18 protein-coding genes are annotated in these 19796 nt (G+C 76.3%); 7 read left to right on the forward strand and 11 right to left on the reverse strand.

Annotation, left to right across the window (positions count from 1 at the left end; genetic code table 11):
* Positions 1–142: 142 nt before the first annotated feature.
* Positions 143–841, forward strand: a complete 699-nt coding sequence (locus tag CCE01nite_RS13145) for a GAF and ANTAR domain-containing protein (protein ID WP_170223973.1) — start codon at positions 143–145, stop codon at positions 839–841.
* On the forward strand, positions 838–1629 hold the full coding sequence (locus CCE01nite_RS13150; RefSeq protein WP_141372562.1) for a GAF and ANTAR domain-containing protein: 792 nt from the start codon (positions 838–840) through the stop codon (positions 1627–1629). The genes CCE01nite_RS13145 and CCE01nite_RS13150 overlap by 4 nt, the downstream gene beginning before the upstream one ends.
* A gap of 69 nt (positions 1630–1698) precedes the next feature.
* On the opposite strand, the gene CCE01nite_RS13155 is transcribed toward CCE01nite_RS13150, so the two are convergent.
* A complete protein-coding gene (locus tag CCE01nite_RS13155; protein ID WP_170223974.1) occupies positions 1699–2448 on the reverse strand; it encodes an ANTAR domain-containing protein in 750 nt (249 codons plus the stop codon).
* A 255-nt stretch (positions 2449–2703) separates the two neighbouring features.
* Between CCE01nite_RS13155 and CCE01nite_RS13160 the strand changes: the two genes are divergently transcribed.
* Both CCE01nite_RS13160 and CCE01nite_RS13165 read left to right on the forward strand, forming a co-directional pair.
* Positions 2704–3636: a glycosyltransferase family 2 protein gene (locus tag CCE01nite_RS13160; protein WP_141372566.1), complete on the forward strand. Its 933-nt coding sequence runs from the start codon at positions 2704–2706 to the stop codon at positions 3634–3636.
* Positions 3633–4625 carry a UDP-glucuronic acid decarboxylase family protein gene (locus CCE01nite_RS13165; protein WP_141372568.1) on the forward strand — a complete coding sequence of 331 codons (993 nt, stop codon included), beginning with the start codon at positions 3633–3635 and terminating at the stop codon, positions 4623–4625. Before CCE01nite_RS13160 ends, CCE01nite_RS13165 begins: the two co-directional genes overlap by 4 nt.
* An 86-nt stretch (positions 4626–4711) precedes the next feature.
* Here the strand turns inward: CCE01nite_RS13165 and CCE01nite_RS13170 are convergent, their stop codons facing one another.
* The 10 genes from CCE01nite_RS13170 to CCE01nite_RS13215 form a co-directional block, all read right to left on the reverse strand.
* Entirely contained in the window at positions 4712–5731 is a 1020-nt protein-coding gene (locus tag CCE01nite_RS13170) for a glycosyltransferase family 9 protein (protein WP_141372570.1), read from the reverse strand.
* On the reverse strand, positions 5728–6456 hold the full coding sequence (locus CCE01nite_RS13175) for an SDR family oxidoreductase (RefSeq protein WP_141372572.1): 729 nt from the start codon (positions 6454–6456) through the stop codon (positions 5728–5730). The genes CCE01nite_RS13170 and CCE01nite_RS13175 overlap by 4 nt, the downstream gene beginning before the upstream one ends.
* A 9-nt stretch (positions 6457–6465) precedes the next feature.
* Entirely contained in the window at positions 6466–7887 is a 1422-nt protein-coding gene (locus CCE01nite_RS13180; RefSeq protein WP_141372573.1) for a PfkB family carbohydrate kinase, read from the reverse strand.
* A complete protein-coding gene (locus CCE01nite_RS13185) occupies positions 7884–8576 on the reverse strand; it encodes a D-sedoheptulose-7-phosphate isomerase (protein WP_141372576.1) in 693 nt (230 codons plus the stop codon). The genes CCE01nite_RS13180 and CCE01nite_RS13185 overlap by 4 nt, the downstream gene beginning before the upstream one ends.
* Positions 8573–9808 carry a glycosyltransferase gene (locus tag CCE01nite_RS13190; RefSeq protein WP_141372578.1) on the reverse strand — a complete coding sequence of 412 codons (1236 nt, stop codon included), beginning with the start codon at positions 9806–9808 and terminating at the stop codon, positions 8573–8575. The genes CCE01nite_RS13185 and CCE01nite_RS13190 overlap by 4 nt, the downstream gene beginning before the upstream one ends.
* A complete protein-coding gene (locus tag CCE01nite_RS13195) occupies positions 9805–10764 on the reverse strand; it encodes a glycosyltransferase (RefSeq protein WP_141372580.1) in 960 nt (319 codons plus the stop codon). Before CCE01nite_RS13195 ends, CCE01nite_RS13190 begins: the two co-directional genes overlap by 4 nt.
* Positions 10761–11792 carry a glycosyltransferase family 9 protein gene (locus tag CCE01nite_RS13200; RefSeq protein WP_141372581.1) on the reverse strand — a complete coding sequence of 344 codons (1032 nt, stop codon included), beginning with the start codon at positions 11790–11792 and terminating at the stop codon, positions 10761–10763. Before CCE01nite_RS13200 ends, CCE01nite_RS13195 begins: the two co-directional genes overlap by 4 nt.
* Entirely contained in the window at positions 11789–13453 is a 1665-nt protein-coding gene (locus tag CCE01nite_RS22510; protein WP_141372582.1) for an HAD-IIIA family hydrolase, read from the reverse strand. Before CCE01nite_RS22510 ends, CCE01nite_RS13200 begins: the two co-directional genes overlap by 4 nt.
* Positions 13450–15126: a carbamoyltransferase family protein gene (locus CCE01nite_RS13210; protein WP_034632351.1), complete on the reverse strand. Its 1677-nt coding sequence runs from the start codon at positions 15124–15126 to the stop codon at positions 13450–13452. The genes CCE01nite_RS22510 and CCE01nite_RS13210 overlap by 4 nt, the downstream gene beginning before the upstream one ends.
* Before the next feature lie 344 nt (positions 15127–15470).
* A complete protein-coding gene (locus CCE01nite_RS13215) occupies positions 15471–16217 on the reverse strand; it encodes a GAF and ANTAR domain-containing protein (protein WP_052104285.1) in 747 nt (248 codons plus the stop codon).
* Between the two features lie 323 nt (positions 16218–16540).
* Between CCE01nite_RS13215 and CCE01nite_RS13220 the strand changes: the two genes are divergently transcribed.
* From CCE01nite_RS13220 to CCE01nite_RS13230, 3 genes are read left to right on the forward strand one after another with little or no spacing between them, the layout of a single operon-like run.
* Positions 16541–17938, forward strand: a complete 1398-nt coding sequence (locus CCE01nite_RS13220; protein WP_034632356.1) for an extracellular solute-binding protein — start codon at positions 16541–16543, stop codon at positions 17936–17938.
* 1 nt (position 17939) lies between these two features.
* Positions 17940–18899 carry a carbohydrate ABC transporter permease gene (locus tag CCE01nite_RS13225; protein ID WP_084142817.1) on the forward strand — a complete coding sequence of 320 codons (960 nt, stop codon included), beginning with the start codon at positions 17940–17942 and terminating at the stop codon, positions 18897–18899.
* An 8-nt stretch (positions 18900–18907) separates the two neighbouring features.
* The gene (locus tag CCE01nite_RS13230; protein ID WP_246056540.1) at positions 18908–19726 is read left to right on the forward strand and encodes a carbohydrate ABC transporter permease; all 819 of its coding nucleotides are present in this window, start codon (positions 18908–18910) and stop codon (positions 19724–19726) included.
* Positions 19727–19796 lie beyond the last annotated feature (70 nt).

Genomic DNA, 19796 nt, shown 5'->3' on the forward strand with positions numbered 1-19796 from the left:
CCCCCCCCCCCCCCGCCCGGTCCGGGGCGCGCGCGCCGGGAGGCGCGGGCTCCCCGGCCGGCGGGCCGGGCGGTGCGGGTGGAGGACGGGCACGCCGCGTGTAGCGTGCAACGAGAGCGACGGACGAGGGCGAGGGGTGGCGGTGGCAGCGCACACGGAACTGCTCGCCCGCCTCGCGTCCGCGGTCGCGAGCGCACCGGAGCACGAGAGCTTCACGTGGCGGCTGTGCGAGGCGACGCGCCGGCTCCTCGGGGCCGACGGGGCGTCCCTGACGGTCGACAACGCGTCGACGAACCGCATCACGCTGTGCGCCACGGACGAGGTCGCGGCCCGCCTCGAGAACCTCCACGACGTGCTCGGCGAGGGTCCCGCCACGTCGGCGTACCTCACCGGCGAGCCCGTCGTCGTGACGCTCGCCCAGGCCGCGGAGCGCTGGCCGGTGTTCGCGGGGTCCGCCACGCGCCAGACCGACGCCGGCCAGATCTACGCCCTGCCCATGCGCCAGGGGACCGCCGTGCAGGGCGTCCTGACCCTCTACCGCCGCACCGCCGGGCCGCTCACCGAGGATGAGGCGGGCGCGCAGTTCCTCGCGGACGCCCTCGCCGCGGCGCTCCTGCACGACGCCGACGTCCTCTCCGACCTCGGCCCGGGCGGCTCCTGGTCGAACCGCGCGCAGGTCCACCAGGCCACCGGCATGGTCGTCGCCCAGCTCGCCGTCGGCGTGCGCGACGCCCTCGCGATCCTGCGGGCCCACGCCTTCGCCCTCGATCAGCCGCTCGCGCAGGTCGCCCAGGCCGTCGTCGCCCGCGAGCTGGTGTTCCGGCGGAAGGACGACGGATGAGCGAGGACGGTGCCCCCGTGACCGCCCGCACCCCGACCGAGAGAGCCCACCCCATGACCGGACGCAGCCCGACCCGCGCGCTCGCCGACGTGTCCGCGACCCTGGTCGAGGAGTACGACGTCGTGAGCGCCCTGACGCACCTGTGCGTGGCGTGCACGGACGTGTTCGGGGCGAGCGCCGCGGCGCTGCTCGTCGTGGGGGACGACGGCGCGGGCGCCGGGCTGGAGCTGCTCGCCGCGTCCTCGCACGGCGCTGCGGAGGTCGAGCTGCACCAGCAGCAGGTCGAGCAGGGCCCGTGCCTCGACGCCGTCGCCGAACGCCGGCCCGTGCACGCCGACGACGCCGACGAGCTCGCCCGGCGGTGGCCCCGGTTCGCCGCCGTCGCCGCGCCCTCGGGTGTTCGGTCGGCGCACGCCTACCCGCTGCGGTGGCGCGGGCGTGCGCTCGGCGGGCTGAACCTGTTCTTCGGCACCGACCGCCGGTTCGACGCCGAGGAGGAGATCGCCGCGCAAGCCTTCGCCGACGTCGCGACGATCGCGATCGTGCACGCGCGCGCCGAGCCCCGCGTCGAGGTCATCGCCCGGGAGGTGCAGGAGGCCCTCGACGGGCGGACCGTCGTCGAGCAGGCCAAGGGCGTGATCGCCGTGCAGGACTCGGTCGACCCGGCGGAGGCGTTCCTCCGCCTGCTCGACCGGTCGGACGCGCGCGGCGTGTCCCTGGCGGCGCTCGCCGCACGGGTCGTCGTGCACGCCCAGCGGGGCCGCCGCTGGGACGACGCCGACGGCTGACGCGCGCCGGTCACGGACGCCGGCGCACCGGGCGGGGTCTCCCGCACCCGGTGCGCCGGCGTCCGTGCGTCAGCGGCTCGAGTCGCGGAACGCCGGGGGAGGGCTCGCGGGCTGACCCGTCACGCCCTCGATGATCGCGACGGCGACGTCGCGGAGCTTGGTGTTGCGGTGCTGCGACGCGGTCCGCAGGATCCCGAAGGCCTCCTCGGCGCTGCACCGGTTCTGCGCCATGATCACGCCCATCGCCTGGTCGATCGTCGCGCGGGAGGCGAGCGCGGCCTTGAGGTGCGCGTTGACCTCGGCCTGGCGGTGCGCCGTGCGGCACACCGTGAGCGCGTGCGCGAGCTCCTGGGCGTAGTGCGCGGCCGTGGTCAGCGCCGCGGTGTCCCACGCGTCGGGGACCAGGGAGTACAGGACGAGCAGCAGCTCGGCGTCACCGTCGAGACGGGCCGGGATGGCGACGGCGGACCGGAAGCCCGCGTCATGCGCGAGCTCCGCCCAGCCGGGCCACCGCGAGTCGTCGTCCACGTCGGGGACCACGACGACCCGGCCCTGGTGGTGCGCCGCGGTGGAGGGACCGGTCGCGGCGTCGTGCGCCGCGCGCTCGCACGCCTCGGCCCGCGCGCTGCTCGAGGCCACCAGGCGCGTGGTCTCGCCGTCGCGCACGGACACGACCACCTGCGTCGAGGGCACCACCCGTTGGATGGCAGCGACGGAGAGTTGCTCGAGGAACCGCTCGACGCACGCCGTCTCCGTCACGCCGTGCTCGTGCGCGCCGACGTCGCCGTCGACCGTGATCTCGTCCCGTATGGTCGTCATGCCGTTGCTCACCCCTGAACGTCCGGCTCGATGCCGCGTGCGCCCTCGTCGCCCGTGTTCCGCAGGCGCAGTTCGAGCCGCTGTCCCCGTCGTGGTGCGGGCACGGCGGACCCGCCGCAAACAGCATGAATCGCCCAGCGCCCCGGCGCAACACGGGGAGCGTTCCGCGCGCGCGTCGTGCCTGCTCATGCCATTCTTCGGGGGTCCGGCCGAGCCCCGTGCCGACGTCCCCGAGGGACCGACGGAGGCGCGCGCGTGCACCAGCAGCAGCAGGGAACCGGCCGGGTCGTCGAGGACGACCGCGTGACGGTCGTCGTCGCGAGCCGCGACCGGCGCGAGGAGCTGCTCGGCTCCCTCGCCCGGCACCGCGCCCCGGTCCTGCTTCTCGACAACGATTCTCGGGACGGCACCGCCGACGCCGTGCGCGCGGCGCTCCCCGACGTCGGCGTGACCCGGCTCGACCGCAACGTCGGTGCGTACGCCCGGACCCTCGGGGTGCGGGCCGCACGCACGCCGTACGTCGCCTTCGCCGACGACGACTCCTGGTGGGCCCACGGCGCGCTGCGCCGCGCCGCCGACGTGCTCGACGCGCACCCGGACGTCGCCGTCGTGGCCGCCCGGATCCACGTCGGTCCGCGGGAGCGGCTCGACCCGTTCTGCGCCGAGCTCGCGCGCTCGCCGCTCCCGCGCCGGCCAGGGCTGCCCGGGCCGGCGGTCCTCGGCTTCGTCGCGTGCGCCGCGATGGTGCGCGCGGACGCGTTCGCCTCCGTGGGCGGCTTCGACGACGTGGTGCGCTTCCCCGGCGAGGAGGAGCGGGTCGCGCTCGACCTCGCCGCCGACGGGTGGCAGCTCGTGTACGTCGACGACGTCCTCGTGCACCACCACCCGTCGCCGGCCCGGCACTCGCCCGACGCGCGCGTGAGCGCCGTGACCCGCTCGCGCGTGCTCACCGCGGTGCTGCGCCTCCCGGTGCGCGACGTGCTGCGCACCGTGGCCGCGGCGTGGGGAGCCGGGCCCGCGTCGCGCGCCGGGGTCCGCGCCGCCCTGCACGACGTGCCCCGGGCGCTGCGCGCACGCCGCGTCGTGCCGCGCCACGTGCAGGAGCTGCGCGCGCTGCTCCGCGACGACCCCGCACCGGCCCGACCCGCCCCCGCCCCCACCTCCGCCCCGCGACAGGAGACACCATGACGAGGAACCTCACCGCGCCCGCACCCGTGCCCGTGCACACGTCCCTCGGCCGGGTGGTCGTCACCGGGGGAGCCGGCTTCCTCGGCAGCCACCTGTGCGAGGAGCTCCTCGCGCGCGGCAGCGAGGTCGTGTGCCTCGACAACTTCCTCACCGGCTCGCCCGCGAACGTCGCGCACCTCATGAGCGACCCCGCGTTCCACCTGCTGCGCTGCGACGTCACCGACTACGTGCACGTGCCCGGCGACGTCGACGTCGTGCTGCACTTCGCGTCGCCCGCCTCGCCCGTGGACTACCTCCAGCTGCCCATCGAGACGCTCAAGGTCGGCTCGGTCGGCACCGCGCACGCGCTCGGGCTCGCGAAGGAGAAGGGCGCCCGGTTCGTGCTCGCGTCGACCTCCGAGGTCTACGGCGACCCGCAGGTGCACCCTCAGCCCGAGGACTACTGGGGCCACGTCAACCCCGTCGGACCCCGCGGGGTGTACGACGAGGCCAAGCGGTTCGGCGAGGCGATCACGACGGCGTACCGCACGACGCACCACGTCAACACCGGCATCGTGCGCATCTTCAACACCTACGGGCCGCGCATGCGCCCGAACGACGGCCGCGCGATCCCCACGTTCGTGCGGCAGGCGCTCGCGGGGGAGCCGCTGACCATCGCGGGCGACGGCTCGCAGACCCGCTCGGTCTGCTACGTCTCGGACCTCGTCGAGGGGATCCTCGCGATGGCGGCGAGCACGCACCCGGGCCCGGTGAACATCGGCAACCCGACCGAGCGGACGATCCTGCGGATCGCGGAGGACGTCATCGCCGCGACCGGCTCGGACTCCACGATCGAGCTCGTCCCGCGGCCCGTCGACGACCCGGAGGTCCGGCGACCCGACACCGCGCTCGCGCGCCGGGTGCTCGGGTGGAGCCCGCGGGTGTCCTGGGACGAGGGGCTCGCGAGCACCGTGGAGTGGTTCCGGTCGGTGGTGACCGTCCCGGCGTGAGGCTCCGCCGGAGGAGACACGCCGCGTGAGGCTCCGCTCGGTCGGTGCTCGTGCGCGTCGCCGCGCGAGCACCGACCGAGCGCGTCTCAGCCGTCGCGGCCGAGGAGCGCGTGGGCGCCCGTGAGGACCTCGTCCGCGGTGATCCGGGCCAGCGCGGGGTCGAGCGCCGCGCCGTGCGGGTCGCCCGGGGAGCCCGGGGACCCGTGCCACAGCACCGTGTGCAGCTCGGCATCGACCGCTGGGCCCCACTGCGCGGGCGGCACGGGGCCGAACAGCAGGACCGACGGGGTGCCGGTCGCGGTCGCGACGTGGGCGACGCCGGTGTCCCCGCACACGACGAGCCGCGCGCGGGCGACGAGCCCGACGAGCCCGCCCAGGTCGAGCGTCCCCGCGGTGCGGTGCACGAGGTCGGGGGCTGCGGCGGCCTGCGCGACCTGGTCGACGAGGTCCTTCTCGCCCGCCGAGCCGGTGAGCGCGACGGTCAGGCCGCGCGCGGTCAGGTCGTGCAGCACGGCGCGCCAGCGCGCGACGGGCCAGCGCCGGGACGCCGACGCCGCGCCGGGGTGCAGCACGACGTCGGCGCGCAGAGCCGCGTCGCCGGCGGACGCCGGGGGGACGGGGAGCCGGAGGTCCTCGGCGCCGCACGGCCCGCCCGCGTCGCGCACGAGACGGCACCACCGTGCGACCTCGTGCTCGGTGTCGTCCCACGCCGGCCCGGCGTCGTGCCCGGCCTCGGGGCACGCGAACGCCACGAGCCGCGCCGGTGCCGTGCGGAGCAGCAGGTGGTGGCTCTGCGGCCCGCGGCCGTGCAGGTTGACGGCGACGTGCCCGCGGGTGTCCCACGGCAGGGCGGCGTCCGGGGCGATGCCGCGCGCGGACACCCCGGTCGCGTCGGTCTCCAGGACCGTGTCGACGACCCCGAGGTCCCGCAGGAGCCCACCCTCGGCCCGGGGCGCGGCGAGCACGAGCCGGCGGTCCGGCCACGCGCGCCGCACCCCGCGCAGAGCCGGCACCGCGGTCAGGGCGTCCCCGAGGCCGAGCGCCCGCAGCACGAGCACGTCACCCGCGGGGTGCGCCGGGCCCGCGCCGCCGGGCGCACCGGTCACGGCCAGGAGCCCTCGCCGGACGCCATGACGAGCATCTCGCGGATCTCGCAGCCCACGGGCTGGCGCAGCGCGGTCAGCACGGCCGCGGCGGTGTCGGCCGGGTCGTTGAGGTCCGCGTCGGGCCCGGGGCGGTACTGCTCGGTGCGCCCGTCGAAGAACGGCGTCCGCATCCCGCCGGGGACGAGCAGCGTGACCCCGACCCGCCCGGCGAGCTCGGCGGCGAGCGCCTGGCTGAAGCCGCGCACCGCGAACTTCGACGCGCAGTACGCCGTGGCGTCGCTCACGCCCTTGAGCCCGAGCGTCGACGCGACGGTCACCACCGTCCCGCGGGACTCCTCGAGGTAGGGCAGGCAGGCGCGGACGACCGCAACGGTCCCGAACAGGTTGACCCGCACGACGCGCTCCCACGTCTCGGGGTCGATCTCGGCGAGCGTCCCGCACGCGTCGGTCCCGGCGGCGGTCACGACGGCCGTGGGCGGGCCGACCTGCGCGACGAGCTGCTCGACGGCGGCCGCGGCGGCCGCGCTGTCCGACAGGTCGACCTGCACGTGCGGGACGTCGCCCGCGGGGGCGGTCACGTCGAGCACCGCGGGGCGGCCCCCGGCGGCGGTGACGGCCTCCACGACGGCGGCGCCGAGCCCGCTCGCGCCGCCGGTCACGAAGACGGTGCCGATCTCACGCGGGGCCCGGGCGGCGGGTCGGGTCGAGGTGTCGAGCTGGGTCACAGGGTCTCCTCACTGGTGGTCCGCACGGGCGAGCCCCGAGCGGCGGATCATGGTGCTGGTCGAGCGCCCGTCGAGGTAGGGCAGGAGGACCACGCGCCCCCCGTGCCGCTGCACGACCTCGGTCTCGGGCAGGTCTGCGCCGCCGTAGTCGGCGCCCTTGGCCCACACGTCGGGGCGCAGGGCGTCGAGCGCGGCGCGGGGGTCGTCCTCGTCGAACACGACGACGGCGTCGACGCAGTCGAACGCGGCGAGCACGCGCGCCCGGTCGGCCTCGGTCACGACGGGCCGGCCGTCGCCCTTGAGGCGGCGCACCGACGCGTCGGAGTTGAGCAGGACGACGAGCGCGTCCCCGAGCCGGCGGGCCGACTCGAGCATCGCGACGTGCCCGGCGTGCACGAGGTCGAAGCAGCCACCGGTCGCGACGAGGGTCCCGCCGCCGGCCCGCAGCCGCGCGGCGACGTCGGCGACCGCGACGTCGCGGTGCTCGACGGCGTCGGGCCGCACGGGTGCCGCCGCGTCGCGGGCCGCGTCCGTGACGGCCCGGAACGCGTCGGCGCCGCCGCCGCGCACCCAGGCGGTGGCCTCGGCGACGGCGGCCTGGACGGCCTCGGTGAGCACGGCGCCGCGCGCGAGGGCGACGGCGGCGGTCGCGGCGAACCGGTCGCCGGCCCCGCACGGGTCGCCGCCCTCGACGCTCGGTGCGGGCACGAACAGGGGTGCGCCGCCGGTCGGGGCGACGTAGGCGCCCTGCGCGCCGACGGTCACGCACACGGCGCGGGCCTGCCACGTCGCGCGCAGGTGCACGGCGAGCGCCTCGGGGGAGTCGCCGGCGGGCGAGCGGTCACCCGCCGCGGCGGCGCGCGCCTCGCCGAGGTTCGGCGTGACGAGCGTCGCGCGGGGTACGGGAGCGCCCCCGCGCGGGTGCGGGTCCCACACGAGCAGCCCGCGCGCGGCCCGCTCGGCGAGCAGCGAGCGCAGGTCCTCGTCGCGGGTCGTGCCGGCGCCGTAGTCGCTGACCAGCACGACGTCGGCGCTCTCGAGCGCGGCGCGCACCGCGCCGACCTCGACGTCGCGCGGGGTGCCGGGCCCGCCGTGGTCGAGGCGGACGAGCGACTGGCCGCCGCTGCGCACGCGCTCCTTGAGCCGGGTGGGTCCGCGGTGCCCGAGCGCGAGGACCCCGACGTGCGGCTCGAGGGCGGCGCGCAGGCGGCGGCCCTCGGGGTCGTCGGCGATCGGGGCGACGAGCGTCACGCGCGCACCGGACGCGGCGCACAGCAGCGCGGTGAGCCCCGCACCGCCGGGGCGCTCGCGCACGTCGGAGACGTCGACGACCGGGACGGGGGCGTCGGGGCTGAGCCGGTCGGAGCGTCCGTGCACGTCGCGGTCGAGGACGACGTCGCCGACCACGACGACGTGCGGGCGGGCGCTCACGCGCGGGCCCCCGTGCCGTCGAGCGTGCGGGCGCCGGCCGTGCGCGCGGGTCCCGGCGCTGCGGGGACAGCGGTCACGGTGAGGGCCGGGGTGTCCGCGGCGACGAGCCCCGCGTCGTGCTGCTCGACGCGGGCGTCGAACGCGGCGCACAGCGCGTGGATCGCGACGAGGTGCGCGGCCTGCACCGCGGCGGTCGACGGCGCGGGCACGGCCAGGGCCTCGTGCGAGCGCCCGACGAGCGGGTTCGGCGCGGCGCCGGACAGCGCCCACACGCGCAGGCCCAGCGCCTGGCCGCGCTCGGCGGCGCGCAGGATGTTCGGGCTGCGGCCCGACGTGGAGAGCAGCACGAGCACGTCGCCGGGGCGCCCGTGCGCCTCGACCTGGCGGGCGAACATCTCGTCGGCGCCGTAGTCGTTGACGATCGCGGTGACGCTCGAGCTCTCCGCGCACAGCGACAGCGCGGAGAACGGGCGGCGGTCGGCGAGGAAGCGCCCGACGAGCTCGCTCGTGAGGTGCTGCGCCTCCGCGGCGCTGCCGCCGTTGCCCGCGACGAGCACGCGGTGCCCGGCGACGAGGCGGTCGGCGAGCTCGGCGCCCCACCGCTCGACGAGCCAGCTCTGGTCCCCGAGCCAGCGCAGCGCGCGGGTCAGCTCGTGGGTGTGCTCCTCGATCCACGACTGCGTGCTCATACGGCCTGCTCCTCGACGACGTGGGCCACCCGGCCGGCGGACAGGACCTCTCGGTACACGCGTGCGGTCTGCTGCGCGACGCGGTCCCACCCGTACCGGCGCACGGCGCGCCGGCGTGCGGCGGTGCCGAGCCCGACGGCATGGTCGGGGTCGTCGACGATCGAGCGGACGGCGCGGGCGAGCGCGAGTGCGTCGCGCGGCGGGACGAGCACGCCGGTGGTGCCGTCCTGGACGGTGTCGAGCATCCCGCCGACCGCGCTCGCCACGACGGGCCGCCCGCACGCCGCGGCCTCGAGCGGGACGATCCCGAACGGCTCGTACCAGGGGGTCGCGACCACGACGTGCGCCGAGCGCAGCACGGCGGGCATGTCGTCGTGCGCGACGCGGCCGAGGAACCGGACGCGGTCCTCGACGTGCAGGTCGCACGCGAGCTGCCACAGGCGCCGGCCCTCGGGGTCGTCGCGCACCTCCTCCTGCGCGGGCCCGCCGACCACGGCGAGCTCGACGTCGGGCAGGAGCGGCAGCGCGCGCACGGCGTTGTCGACGCCCTTGCGCTCGACGAGCCGGCCGACGGACAGCATCCGGAACCGGCCGTCCTGCAGCGGCGGGACGGCGTCGTCCGGCCGAGGCGGCCGGAAGTGCGTGACGTCCACGCCGCACGGCACGACCGACACGCGCGAGGACGGGACCCCGAGCCGCACGAGCTCGGCGAGCTCGTCGGTGCACGTCGCCACGACCCGCGTGACCGTGCGGGCGATCTTCGCCTCGACGTCCGCGCGCCCCGCCGGGCTCGTGTCGCGCTCGCGCTGGTGGCGGCGCTTGACGGAGCCGAGCGCATGGAACGTCTGCACCACGGGCGGTCCGGTCACGGCGGCGGCCCGCAGCGCGGCGAGCCCCGACATCCAGAAGTGGCCGTGCACGACGTCGGGTGCGCCGTGCTCGCGCCACTCGCGGGCGAGCTCGTCGCCGAGCTCGGTCATGTACGGCAGCAGCTCGTCCTTCGGCAGGGCCCGGGCCGGCCCCGCGGTCACGTGCACGACCCGCACGCCCGGGCGCATCTCGACGACGCGCGGCAGGCTCGCGTCGTCGCGCCGGGTGTACACGTCGACCTGGTGCCCGAGCCGCGCGAGGTGCTCGGCGAGCGCGGCGACGTGGACGTTCTGCCCGCCGGCGTCGACGCCACCGAGCGTGGCGAGCGGGCTGGCGTGCTCCGACACCATCGCGATCCTCATCGGACGACCTCCTTGAGCAGGACTTGCCAGTCGGACAGGAAGCGGTCGAGACCGAAGTGCTCGAGCGCGTGGGCACGGGCGGCCCGGCCGTGGGCGCGGGCCTCCTCGGGGTCGTGCAACCAGCGGCGTGCGGCGGAGACGAGCACGTCGGGGTCCGAGCTCACGACCCCCGCCGACGGGGGGACCGCCTCGGGGGCCGCGGTCGTGGCGAGCGCGAGCACCGGCATGCCGATCGTCATCGCCTCGACGAGGGCCAGCCCGAGGCTCGTCCACCGGAACGGGTGCAGGTACGCGCGGGCCCCGGCGAGGCGGGCGTGCATCTGGGCCTGCGGGACGTCGTCGTGCAGGTGCCCGGCGAGCGCGGGCGCGAGGTCCGCGAGCCCGAGGACGCCCATGCCGTACACCTCGACGGGGACCCGCTCGGCGGCGTGCAGCAGCAGGTCCGTCCCGGCGACCCGGCCGCGGCGCACCGGTTCGTTGACGACGGCCGCGATGCGCTCGCGCTCCCCGGTCCACAGCGGCCCCGGGTCGTGCACGCCGTGGTCGACGACCGTGGTGAGCGCGCGCCCGCAGTCCCACATGAGCGCGTTGAACGCGGTCACGTGCGCGACGGGGATGTCGGAGCGGTCCGCGAGCGGGTGCCGGGTCGTCGCCGCGGGGCCCGCCGGGGTGTTGTGCTCGACGTACACCGCCGGCACGTCGACCCCGGCCCGCAGCCCCGTCCAGCGCTCGAGCAGCTCGATCTCGTGCGGGCGCTGGAGGACCACGACGTCGGGCTCGGCGTCCCGCAGGTCCTCGGGGGCGACCTCGCGGGCGCTCGCGGGCCACGTCCACGTCCGCGCGCGCCCGCGCCCGTCGGGGCCGCGGTCGGGCACGACGGGGATGAGGTACTCGTCCGGGCCGGCGACGAACGACGTCTGCCACGAGCCGTGCACGTGCCACACGAGGACCCTCATGCGCCCACCTCCGTGGCGACGCGCGCACCGGCGAGGGAGGCGACGGCGTCGACGACCTCCGCGGCGCCGACGCCCGTCAGGCACGGGTGGCCCGCGACGGGGCACTCCCGCGCCCGCGTCCCGCGGCACGCCGCGCCCTGGTCGCCCAGCAGCCGGACCGGCACGCCGTACGGCGCCCAGCGCTCCGCGGGGACGACGGGGGAGAACAACGACACCACGGGCGTGCCGACCGCGGCGGCGAGGTGCGCCGGGCCGGTGTTGCCCGTCACGACGCACGCCGCGCCCGCGAGCAGCGCCGCCAGCCGGTGCAGGTCGGTGCGGCCCGCCACCGGGGTCCCGGCGTCGCCCGCGACCTGCGCCGCGAGCTCGTGCTCCGCCGCGCCGCCGGTCACCAGGACCCGCCAGCCGGCGTCCGCGAGCGCCGCGACCATCGCCGCGGCGTGCCCGGGCGCGGGGGCCCGCGAGGGCACCGACGCCGACGGGTGCACCACCACGTACGGCGCGTCGGGCGCGAGGTCCGCGACCGAGGGCAGCGGCTCGCGCACCCGCAGGCGCCCGTCGTCGCCGGGCGCGAGCTCCCCGCCCGCCGCCCGCGCCAGCCCGAGCGCGGCCTCGACCTCGTGCAGGCCGTCCGGGCGCGGGTGGCGCACGTCGAGCAGCGACCCGGGGTAGTCGTGGCTCGTCGCGCCGACCCACCCGATGCCCGCCATCCGCGCGAGCAGCGCCATGGGCAGGGGGCTCTGGTGGTCGGACGTGAACACCACGGCCCGGTCGTACTGGTGGGCCCGCAGCCGCGCGAGCAGCGCCTGCACCGCACCCGTGCTGAACTCCGGGGGGCGGTAGCCGGTCCAGGGGGCGTCGAAGCGCAGCACCTCGTCGACCCCGGGCAGCAGCCGTGCGGCAGCCTCGCCCGACGCGGAGACCAGGAGGTCGACGCCTGACGCGGTCGCGGCGAGGGCCCGGACCGCGGGACCGGTCAGCAGGACGTCCCCGACGTTGTCGAGGCGGACAGCCAGGACCCTGCTCATCGGGCACCCCCGCCCACGGTCGACAGCGGCGCGGGTCGCGCGGCGGGTCCGTGCTCGCCCGGCACGGGCACCGCGCCGGTGACCTCGGCCACCTCGGTGGGCGCCGCGGGGGAGCCGCCCGCGAGGCGCTCGCGGACCAGCGCGACGGCCTCGGTCAGGCTCACGGCCACCTGGGGTGCCGCGGCGACCTCCTCGGGCCGGGTCACGGGCGTCGGCACGAGCACCGCACCCGCCCCGGCGGCGACCGCCGCACCGACGTCCGCGCCGATGTCGCCGATCACGACGCACTCCGCGGGGCTCAGCCCGAGCTGCGCCGCGGCGCGCAGCACGAGACCCGGCTGCGGCTTGCGGCACGTGCACGCGTCCTCGGGGGCGTGCGGGCAGCGCACCCACACGTCGAACGGCCCGAGCTCGGCCTCGACCCGCGCCTCGACCGCCTCGACCTGCGCGAGGGTGACGATGCCCCGACCGATGCCCGACTGGTTCGTCACGACGCCGACCTGGATGCCGCGGGCCCGCAGGTCGTCGAGCACCGCGCGCGCGTCGTCGACGACCCGCACCCGGTCCGGGTCGCCGTTGTACGGGACGTCGTGCACGAGCGTGCCGTCCCGGTCGAAGAGCACCGCGCGCACCGGCGGCGGCCACGCGGGCGCCCCGCCGCGGTGGCGCAGGAGCCCCGCCACCCGGTGCCGCACCGCGACGGGCGGGATCACCGCGCTCGTCCAGGCCATCGTCCGCCACTCCGCGACCCAGCCGTCCTCGCCGGGCCCCGGCCCGGGGGCGACCCGGCGCCGCACGAAGTCCGCGGTGAGCGCCGCCCACGCCGCGCCCGCGGCCGCCGCGACCCCGCGGCGGCCGAGGACCGCCGCCCCGAGCGCACCGACCCCGGCGCCCACGGTGGCGACGTGCCACGCGAACCGTCCGCGCCCCGTCTCGGCCGCCTCGCGCCACCGCGGTCCGTGCAGCGCCCGCATCAGCGCGTCGTCCCGCGCCCCGGCCTGGACGCGCACGCTGACCCGCGGGTCCGCCGGCCGCACCGGGTGCTCCGTGGTGCGCGAGCCCCGCACGAGCCGCCAGCCCGCGCGCCGTGCCCGCAGCGCGAGGTCCGCGTCCTCGCGGTAGGCCCGCGGGAACCGCTCGTCGAAGCCGGCGAGCCCCTCGAGCACCTCCCGGCGGTACGCCATGTCCGCGGTCGCCCAGCGCGCACCCTCGAGCCCGGCGGTGTTCCGCTCCCAGTCCGTGGGGCGCCGGTGCGCGGGCAGCGGGACCCGCAGCCGCGCCTGCGTCCCCGCGACGTCCGGCCCCGTCGCCGCGAGGTCCGCCGCGAGGCGCTCCGACCAGTCCCCGGGCAGCACGACGTCGTCGTCGAGCAGCACGACCCACTCCGCGCGCACCGAGCGCCACCCGGCGTTGCGCGCCGCGGCCGGACCGCGGCCGCCCGAGCGCACGACCCGCACCGGCACGCCCCGCGCGGTCAGCGCGGGCAGGTCCGGGAGCACGAGCGCCTCCGGGGCGCCGTCGAGCGGCCGGTCGTCGCACACCACGACCTCGACCGGCGCCGGGCGCGCGTCGTCGAACCGCTGCGCCGCGAGGCTCTCGAGCAGCACCCCCAGCGAGGGACGCCCGATCGTCGGGACCACGACCGCGTACGCCGCCCTCATCGGGCGGCCACCCCGGCCGACGCCCCCACCCGCGCGAACATCGTGGACCGCCGCACCAGGTACGGCCCCACCACCAGCAGGTCGACCGGCGCCGACCCGAACAGCTCGAGCGCGTCCCGCGGGTCGTCGACCATCGGCCGCCCCGCCGTGTTCAGGCTCGTGTTGATCACGACCGGCAGGCCCGTGCGCGCCTCGAACGCCCGCAGCGTCGCCCCCAGGCGCGGCTGCACCGCCGGGTCCACCGTCTGGATCCGCGCCGTCCCGTCGACGTGCACCGCCGCCGGGATCCGCTCGCGCCACGCCGGGCGGACGCTGTGCACGAACAGCATGTACGGGCTCGGGATCGGCCCGTCCGTGAAGATCTCCTCCGCGCGGTCCGCGAGCACCATCGGCGCGACCGGGCGGAACTGCTCGCGGCCCTTGACGTCGTTGAGGCGCTCGAGGTTCTCCGGGTGCCCCGGGTGCGCGAGCAGCGACCGGTGCCCGAGCGCTCGCGGGCCGAACTCGCTGCGGCCGTCGAACCACGCGACGACGCCGTTGCGCGCGAGGACGTCCGCCACCTCCGCGCCGAGGTCGGCGGGCTCGCTGAACGGGACGGCCGCCCCGCGCAGCCACGCCGCGAGGTCGTCGTCGCTCCACCCGCGGCCGAGGTCCGCCCCGGGCATCGGCGTGAGCTGCTCGCCGCCGTCGGCCGCGACCTGCAGCGCGGCGCCGAGCGACGTGCCCGCGTCCCCGGCGGCGGGCTGGACCCACACGTCCTCGAACGGGGTCTCGCGCCAGATCCGGGAGTTGGCGACGCAGTTCAGCGCGGTGCCGCCAGCCATCGCGAGCATCCGGTCGCCGGTCTGCTCGTGCACCCAGCGCGCGAGCTCGACGAGGACCTCCTCGAGGCGGGCCTGCACCGAGCACGCGAGGTCGGCGTGGTCCCCGCCCCACGTGCCGTCGTCGACCCGCTTCGGGGCCCAGCGCGACCAGTCGGGCGCCTGCGCGACGAACCCGCCGTCGCCGGTGGTGTGGACGACCTCGCGGAGCTCCTCGAGGAAGCGCGGCTTGCCGTAGGAGGCGAGCGCCATGACCTTGTACTCGTCGCTCGAGCGCAGGAAGCCGAGGTGCTCGGTCAGCGACTCGTAGAGCAGACCGAGCGAGTGGGGCAGGCCCTGGCTCGCGAGCACCTCGAGGCGCCCGCCGCGGTACCGGCCGGCGAGGTGCGAGGCGCGCTCGCCGCGCCCGTCGAGGACGAGGACGCTGCAGTCGCCGTGCGGCGCGGCCAGCGCGGCGGAGGCGGCGTGCGCGACGTGGTGGGGGACGTAGCGCACGAGCGCGGGGTCGACCTCGCCGCCGAGCGCCGTGGAGATGAAGCCCGGGGCCTTCTCGGCGTACGTGGTGCGCAGGTGGTCCCAGGGGTCGTGCAGGCCGAGCTGCTCGGCGGGCACCACGAGGCTCGGGTCGAACGAGTACGCGACCGCGTCGAGGTCCTGAGGCCGCAGGCCGGCCTCGGCGAGGCACCAGCGCATCGACAGCTCGGGCAGCTCCCACGCCGAGAACGGCACGGGGCGCTTGCCGTGCTTGCGCCGGCTGAAGCGCTCCTCCTCGGCGGCGGCGACCGTCACGCCGTCGACGACGAGGGCTGCGGAGGGGTCGTGGTAGATGGCGTTGATGCCGAGCACGCGCATGCAGGGCCGACCTTTCTCAGGGGTCAGTCGTGTGAGCGCGTGGCTGGACTCGAGGGACACTCTGTTCCCCTCGGGCGGTTCTCGCACCTTGAACCGGTTCTCGGCGGTCTGTCCGGTTCGTTCCGAACCGCGAGCGCCTGACCTGCGACATCGGTTCCGGCGCCCGTTCCGCGAGCGGGCCGCAGGCGGGGGCCCCGGCGGTGCGCGCCGGGGCCGGACGCCGCCCCTCGGGGCGGTCCGCGGACGGTCCCGGGGCGGTCCACGGGCGGTTCCGCGGCGGTCTGCGGCCGGTCCCGGGGCGGGCGCGGCGGTGCCCGTGGCGGGCCGTCCGGGAGACGGTGGCGTCAGAGCCCTGGCTTGCGCTCCGCGAACTCGGTGCCGGGCTGCGGGGCGACGCCGGTGACGTTCTCGATGAGCGACGCGGCGACGTCGCGGAGCTTGAGGTTGCGGTTCTGGGACGCGCTGCGCAGGATCCGGAACGCCTCCTCGGACGAGCAGCGGTTCTCGGCCATGATCACGCCCATCGCCTGGTCGATCACGGCCCGGGACGCGAGCGCGGCCTTGAGGTCCTCGTTGATCTCCGCCTGGTCCGCGGAGCGCAGGCACAGGCGCAGGGTCCGGGCCACCTCGTCGGCGTACATCTCGGCGGTCGCGAGCGCGGCGTCGTCCCACGCGCCCGGGTCCTCGGAGTACAGGTTGATCGCGATGTCGACGCCCTCCCGGACCGGGCGGGGGATCGCGGCGGCGGACCGGAAGCCCGCACGTCGGGCGGCGTCGGCCCACGCGGGCCAGCGGTCCTCGCCCTCGAGCTCCTGGATGACGATCCGCCCCCCGGTCTCCGCGGACGTCAGGCACGGACCCTCGTTCGCGGCGAACTCGACCTCGTCGCACTGCGCGGCGCGCTCGTCGCTGCTCGCGACACCCGTCGGACGGCCCTGCCGCTTGAGCATGATCGCCACGTGCGCGTCGGGCGCGATGCGGCCGGCGGCGGCCTGCGCCACGCCCTCGACGAACTCCTCGACACCCGCCGCCTCGAGCAGGAGGGTGTGCAGCTCGGTGATCGCCTGTGCGCGCTCGACGGTCTGGTCCATGGGGGCGCTCCTCGGGTCGACGACGTTCACGGGACCAGGATCGCGCGGGCACCCGGTTCCCGCACGCGCCGCGCGCGAGGCCGGTCGGACGCCCGTCCGGCTCCGGTCGCGAGAAGCGGTTCTCCGGCGCACCATCTGTCCCAAGAGCCGCGTCGGCTCGGTCCTCCAGCCAGCGGGGACGCCCGCCCGGGTCCGCCCGGGCGGACCGGTGCCGTCCGCCACCCGTGGACGCACCCGCCCGCCGGCGTCCGCGTCCGCTTCCGTCGACGACCGTCGGCCCGGACCGGCGTGGGTCTCCACGGGCGGGATCGGAGGGGTGCGTGATGGGCACGCGACGGGTTGGACTGTGCGGGACGGTCGCGGCGGCCGGGGTGCTCGCGCTCGGCGCGTGCGCGTCGGGCAGCGGAGAGCCGAGCGAGGCCGACGTGACGTTCGGGTCGGACGCCGCGATGAGCGGCGAGCTCACGGTCATGGGCTTCGGGACCGGGGACGACGTGGCGCAGGTGCGCTACGACCGCGCCACCGAGGAGCTCGGGGACGACGTGGAGGTCTCGCTCGTCGAGGGCGACCTCGACATCCAGGCGTTCCTGTCGGCGGTCGCGGCCGGCGACCCGCCCGACCTCGTGTACGCGAACCGCGACCAGATCGGCACGTTCGCCTCGCGCGGGGCGATCATGCCGCTGACGGACTGCATCGCCGCGGAGGACGTCGACACGGGGCAGTTCCGGGAGGCCGCGTCGGGCCAGGTGACGTTCGACGACGTGGTGTACGCGCTGCCGGAGTTCAACCAGGTGCAGGTCACCATGGCGGACTCCTCGCTGCTGTCCGCGGCCGGCCTCGGCATCGAGGACGTCAACGGGTCGGACTGGGACGCCGTCACGCAGGCGACGTCGGCGCTGGTGCGCAACGACGGTGGGGCGCTGTCGGTCATCGGCTTCGACTCCAAGCTGCCCGAGTTCTTCCCGCTGTGGGCCAAGGCGAACGGGGCGGACCTGCTGTCCGACGACGCGCGCACCGCGCAGCTGGACTCCCCGGAGGCGCTCGAGGCGCTCGAGCTCGCGGTGTCGGTGTACGACGCGCAGGGCGGGTTCCCCGCGGTCAAGGCGTTCCGCGACTCCGCGGACTTCTTCGGCGAGGGCAACCAGTTCGCGACGCACACGCTCGGCGCGATGCCCATGGAGAACTGGTACGTCAACGTCCTCAACGAGGTCTCGCCCGACGCGACGCTCGCGTTCGACACGTTCCGCACGCGCGAGGGTGAGCCGCTCGCGTTCGCGACGGGCTCGGCGTGGGCCATCCCGGCGGGCAGCCCGAACGCGGCGGCGGCGTGCCGGTTCGCCGCGACGATGGTCGAGCAGGAGAGCTGGCTCGCGGCGGCCCGCGCCCGCGCGGACGCCCGCGCCGAGTCGGGCCAGGTGTTCACGGGCCTGCTGACCGGCAACGCGGACGCCGACGAGGAGATCCGCTCGACGCTCGTCGAGCCGTCCGGCTCCCCGGTGTGGGACGAGGCGGTCGAGGCGGTGTACGAGGCGAACGAGAACACGTTCTCCCTGCCGGCGAACCCGGCCGACGCCGAGTTCAAGGCCGCGTGGCAGGACGGCGTGAACCGCGTGCTCAACGGCCAGCAGGAGCCCGCCGAGGCGCTCGCGCAGGCGCAGGAGGAGGCCCAGTCCGCGCTCGACGACGCGTGGGCCGAGTGGGACGAGCGGTCGGACGGCTGACGTGACCACCACGACGGCCGCCCCGGTGGCCGCGGGCCCGGTCGCGCCCACGGCCGCCGCGCGGTCCCGCTCGCGCCGCAACCTGCGCTCCGCCCTGCTGTTCCTGAGCCCGTGGATCCTCGGGTTCCTGATCTTCACGCTGTGGCCGGTGCTGTACTCGGCGTACCTGTCGCTGACCGACTACGACGTGATCAACGACCCGCAGTTCATCGGGCTCGAGAACTACCGCGCCATGGCGACGGACCCGAAGATCGCGCTCGCGCTGACGAATACGGTCGTCTACACCGTGCTCGCGGTCCCGCTGCACGTCGCGGGCGCGCTCGGGCTCGCGCTGCTGCTCGAGCGGGCCGGGCGGTCCTCCGGGTTCTTCCGCACCGCGTTCTTCCTGCCCAAGATGACCCCGCCCGTCGCGGTCGGGGTGCTCGTGCTGCTGCTGTTCAACGGGCAGAACGGCCTCGTCAACGAGGCGCTCGGCGCGGTCGGGATCCAGGGTCCGTACTGGACCACGGACCAGACGTGGATCAAGCCGGCGCTCGTGCTCATGAGCATGTGGACGATCGGGTCGACCGTGATCATCCTGCTCGCGGCGCTGCGCCAGGTGCCGTCCGAGCTGTACGACGCGGCCCGGGTCGACGGCGCCGGGTTCTGGCGGCGGACGTTCGCGGTCACCGTGCCGATGATCTCCGGGACGATCTTCTTCGTCGTCGTGGTCAACACGATCGCCGCGTTCCAGATGTTCACCGAGGCGTACACGGCGTTCTTCGGCTCCGGGAACACCACCTACGCCAACGAGGCCGCGCTGTTCTACGTCATCTACCTGTTCCAGCAGGGCTTCGAGAACCTCAACATGGGGTACGCCTCGGCGATGGCGTGGCTGCTGTTCGTGATCATCCTCGCGGTGACCCTCGTGCAGCTCGCGGTCTCGAAGCGGGTCGTCTACTACGAGGGGGACCAGAAGTGACCCGCCGCGTGGGACGCCCGCTCATCCTGGCGGCGCTCGTCGCCGCGACCGTCGTGTTCGTCTACCCGTTCGTCTGGCTCGTCAGCGCGTCGTTCAAGCCGCGCGGGGAGGTCTTCGACAACCGGCTCGTCCCGGAGACGTTCACGCTCGACAACTACGTGCAGGTGTGGCGCGAGGTGCCGATGGCCCAGTGGCTCGGCAACACCACGCTCGTCACGGTCCTCGCGGGGATCACCGTGACCCTGTCCAGCGCCGCCGTCGCGTGGGGGTTCGCGTACTTCCGGTTCCGGGGGCGCGGGCTGCTGTTCGGGCTCGTGCTCGCCACTATGATGCTGCCCGGCGCGGTCACGCTCATCCCGACGTACCTGATCTGGAAGGAGCTCGGGTTCGTCGGGACGCTCACCCCGCTGTGGGCGGGGAACCTGTTCGGCAGCGCGTTCTACATCTTCCTGATCCGGCAGTTCTTCCTCGGGCTGCCCCGGGAGCTGTTCGAGGCGGCGCAGCTCGACGGCGCCGGGAACTGGACGATCTTCCGCGCCATCGCCCTGCCGCTCGCGCGCCCCGCGCTCGTGCTGACCCTGCTGTTCGAGACGCAGGCCGCGTGGACGGACCTCATGCGGCCCCTGATCTACGTGCAGGACACGGACAAGTTCACGGTCCCGCGCGGGCTCAAGGCGCTGCTCGACCAGTACGGGTTCGGCGGGGAGTGGCACTGGGAGATCGTCGTGACCGCCTCGGTCATCGCGACGCTGCCGATGATCCTGCTGTTCTTCGCCGGGCAGCGGCACTTCGTGCAGGGCATCGCCACGACCGGCTCGAAGGGCTGAGCCCACCGGCAGGTCCGGCGCCCGCCGGGCCTGCCGGTCCCGCGCGTGCCGCGGACGGCGCGCCCGGGCC

Origin of the sequence: Cellulomonas cellasea (assembly GCF_006538745.1) — a bacterium.
GTDB lineage: Bacteria > Actinomycetota > Actinomycetes > Actinomycetales > Cellulomonadaceae > Cellulomonas_A > Cellulomonas_A cellasea.

Coding starts and splice junctions, on each gene's coding strand:
- CCE01nite_RS13150 (WP_141372562.1), top strand. CDS start 838: ATGAGCGAGGACGGTGCCCCCGTGACCGCCCGCACCCCGACCGAGAGA.
- CCE01nite_RS13155 (WP_170223974.1), bottom strand. CDS start 2,448: ATGACGACCATACGGGACGAGATCACGGTCGACGGCGACGTCGGCGCG.
- CCE01nite_RS13165 (WP_141372568.1), top strand. CDS start 3,633: ATGACGAGGAACCTCACCGCGCCCGCACCCGTGCCCGTGCACACGTCC.
- CCE01nite_RS13185 (WP_141372576.1), bottom strand. CDS start 8,576: ATGAGCACGCAGTCGTGGATCGAGGAGCACACCCACGAGCTGACCCGC.
- CCE01nite_RS13190 (WP_141372578.1), bottom strand. CDS start 9,808: ATGAGGATCGCGATGGTGTCGGAGCACGCCAGCCCGCTCGCCACGCTC.
- CCE01nite_RS13195 (WP_141372580.1), bottom strand. CDS start 10,764: ATGAGGGTCCTCGTGTGGCACGTGCACGGCTCGTGGCAGACGTCGTTC.
- CCE01nite_RS13200 (WP_141372581.1), bottom strand. CDS start 11,792: ATGAGCAGGGTCCTGGCTGTCCGCCTCGACAACGTCGGGGACGTCCTG.
- CCE01nite_RS22510 (WP_141372582.1), bottom strand. CDS start 13,453: ATGAGGGCGGCGTACGCGGTCGTGGTCCCGACGATCGGGCGTCCCTCG.
- CCE01nite_RS13210 (WP_034632351.1), bottom strand. CDS start 15,126: ATGCGCGTGCTCGGCATCAACGCCATCTACCACGACCCCTCCGCAGCC.
- CCE01nite_RS13215 (WP_052104285.1), bottom strand. CDS start 16,217: ATGGACCAGACCGTCGAGCGCGCACAGGCGATCACCGAGCTGCACACC.
- CCE01nite_RS13220 (WP_034632356.1), top strand. CDS start 16,541: ATGGGCACGCGACGGGTTGGACTGTGCGGGACGGTCGCGGCGGCCGGG.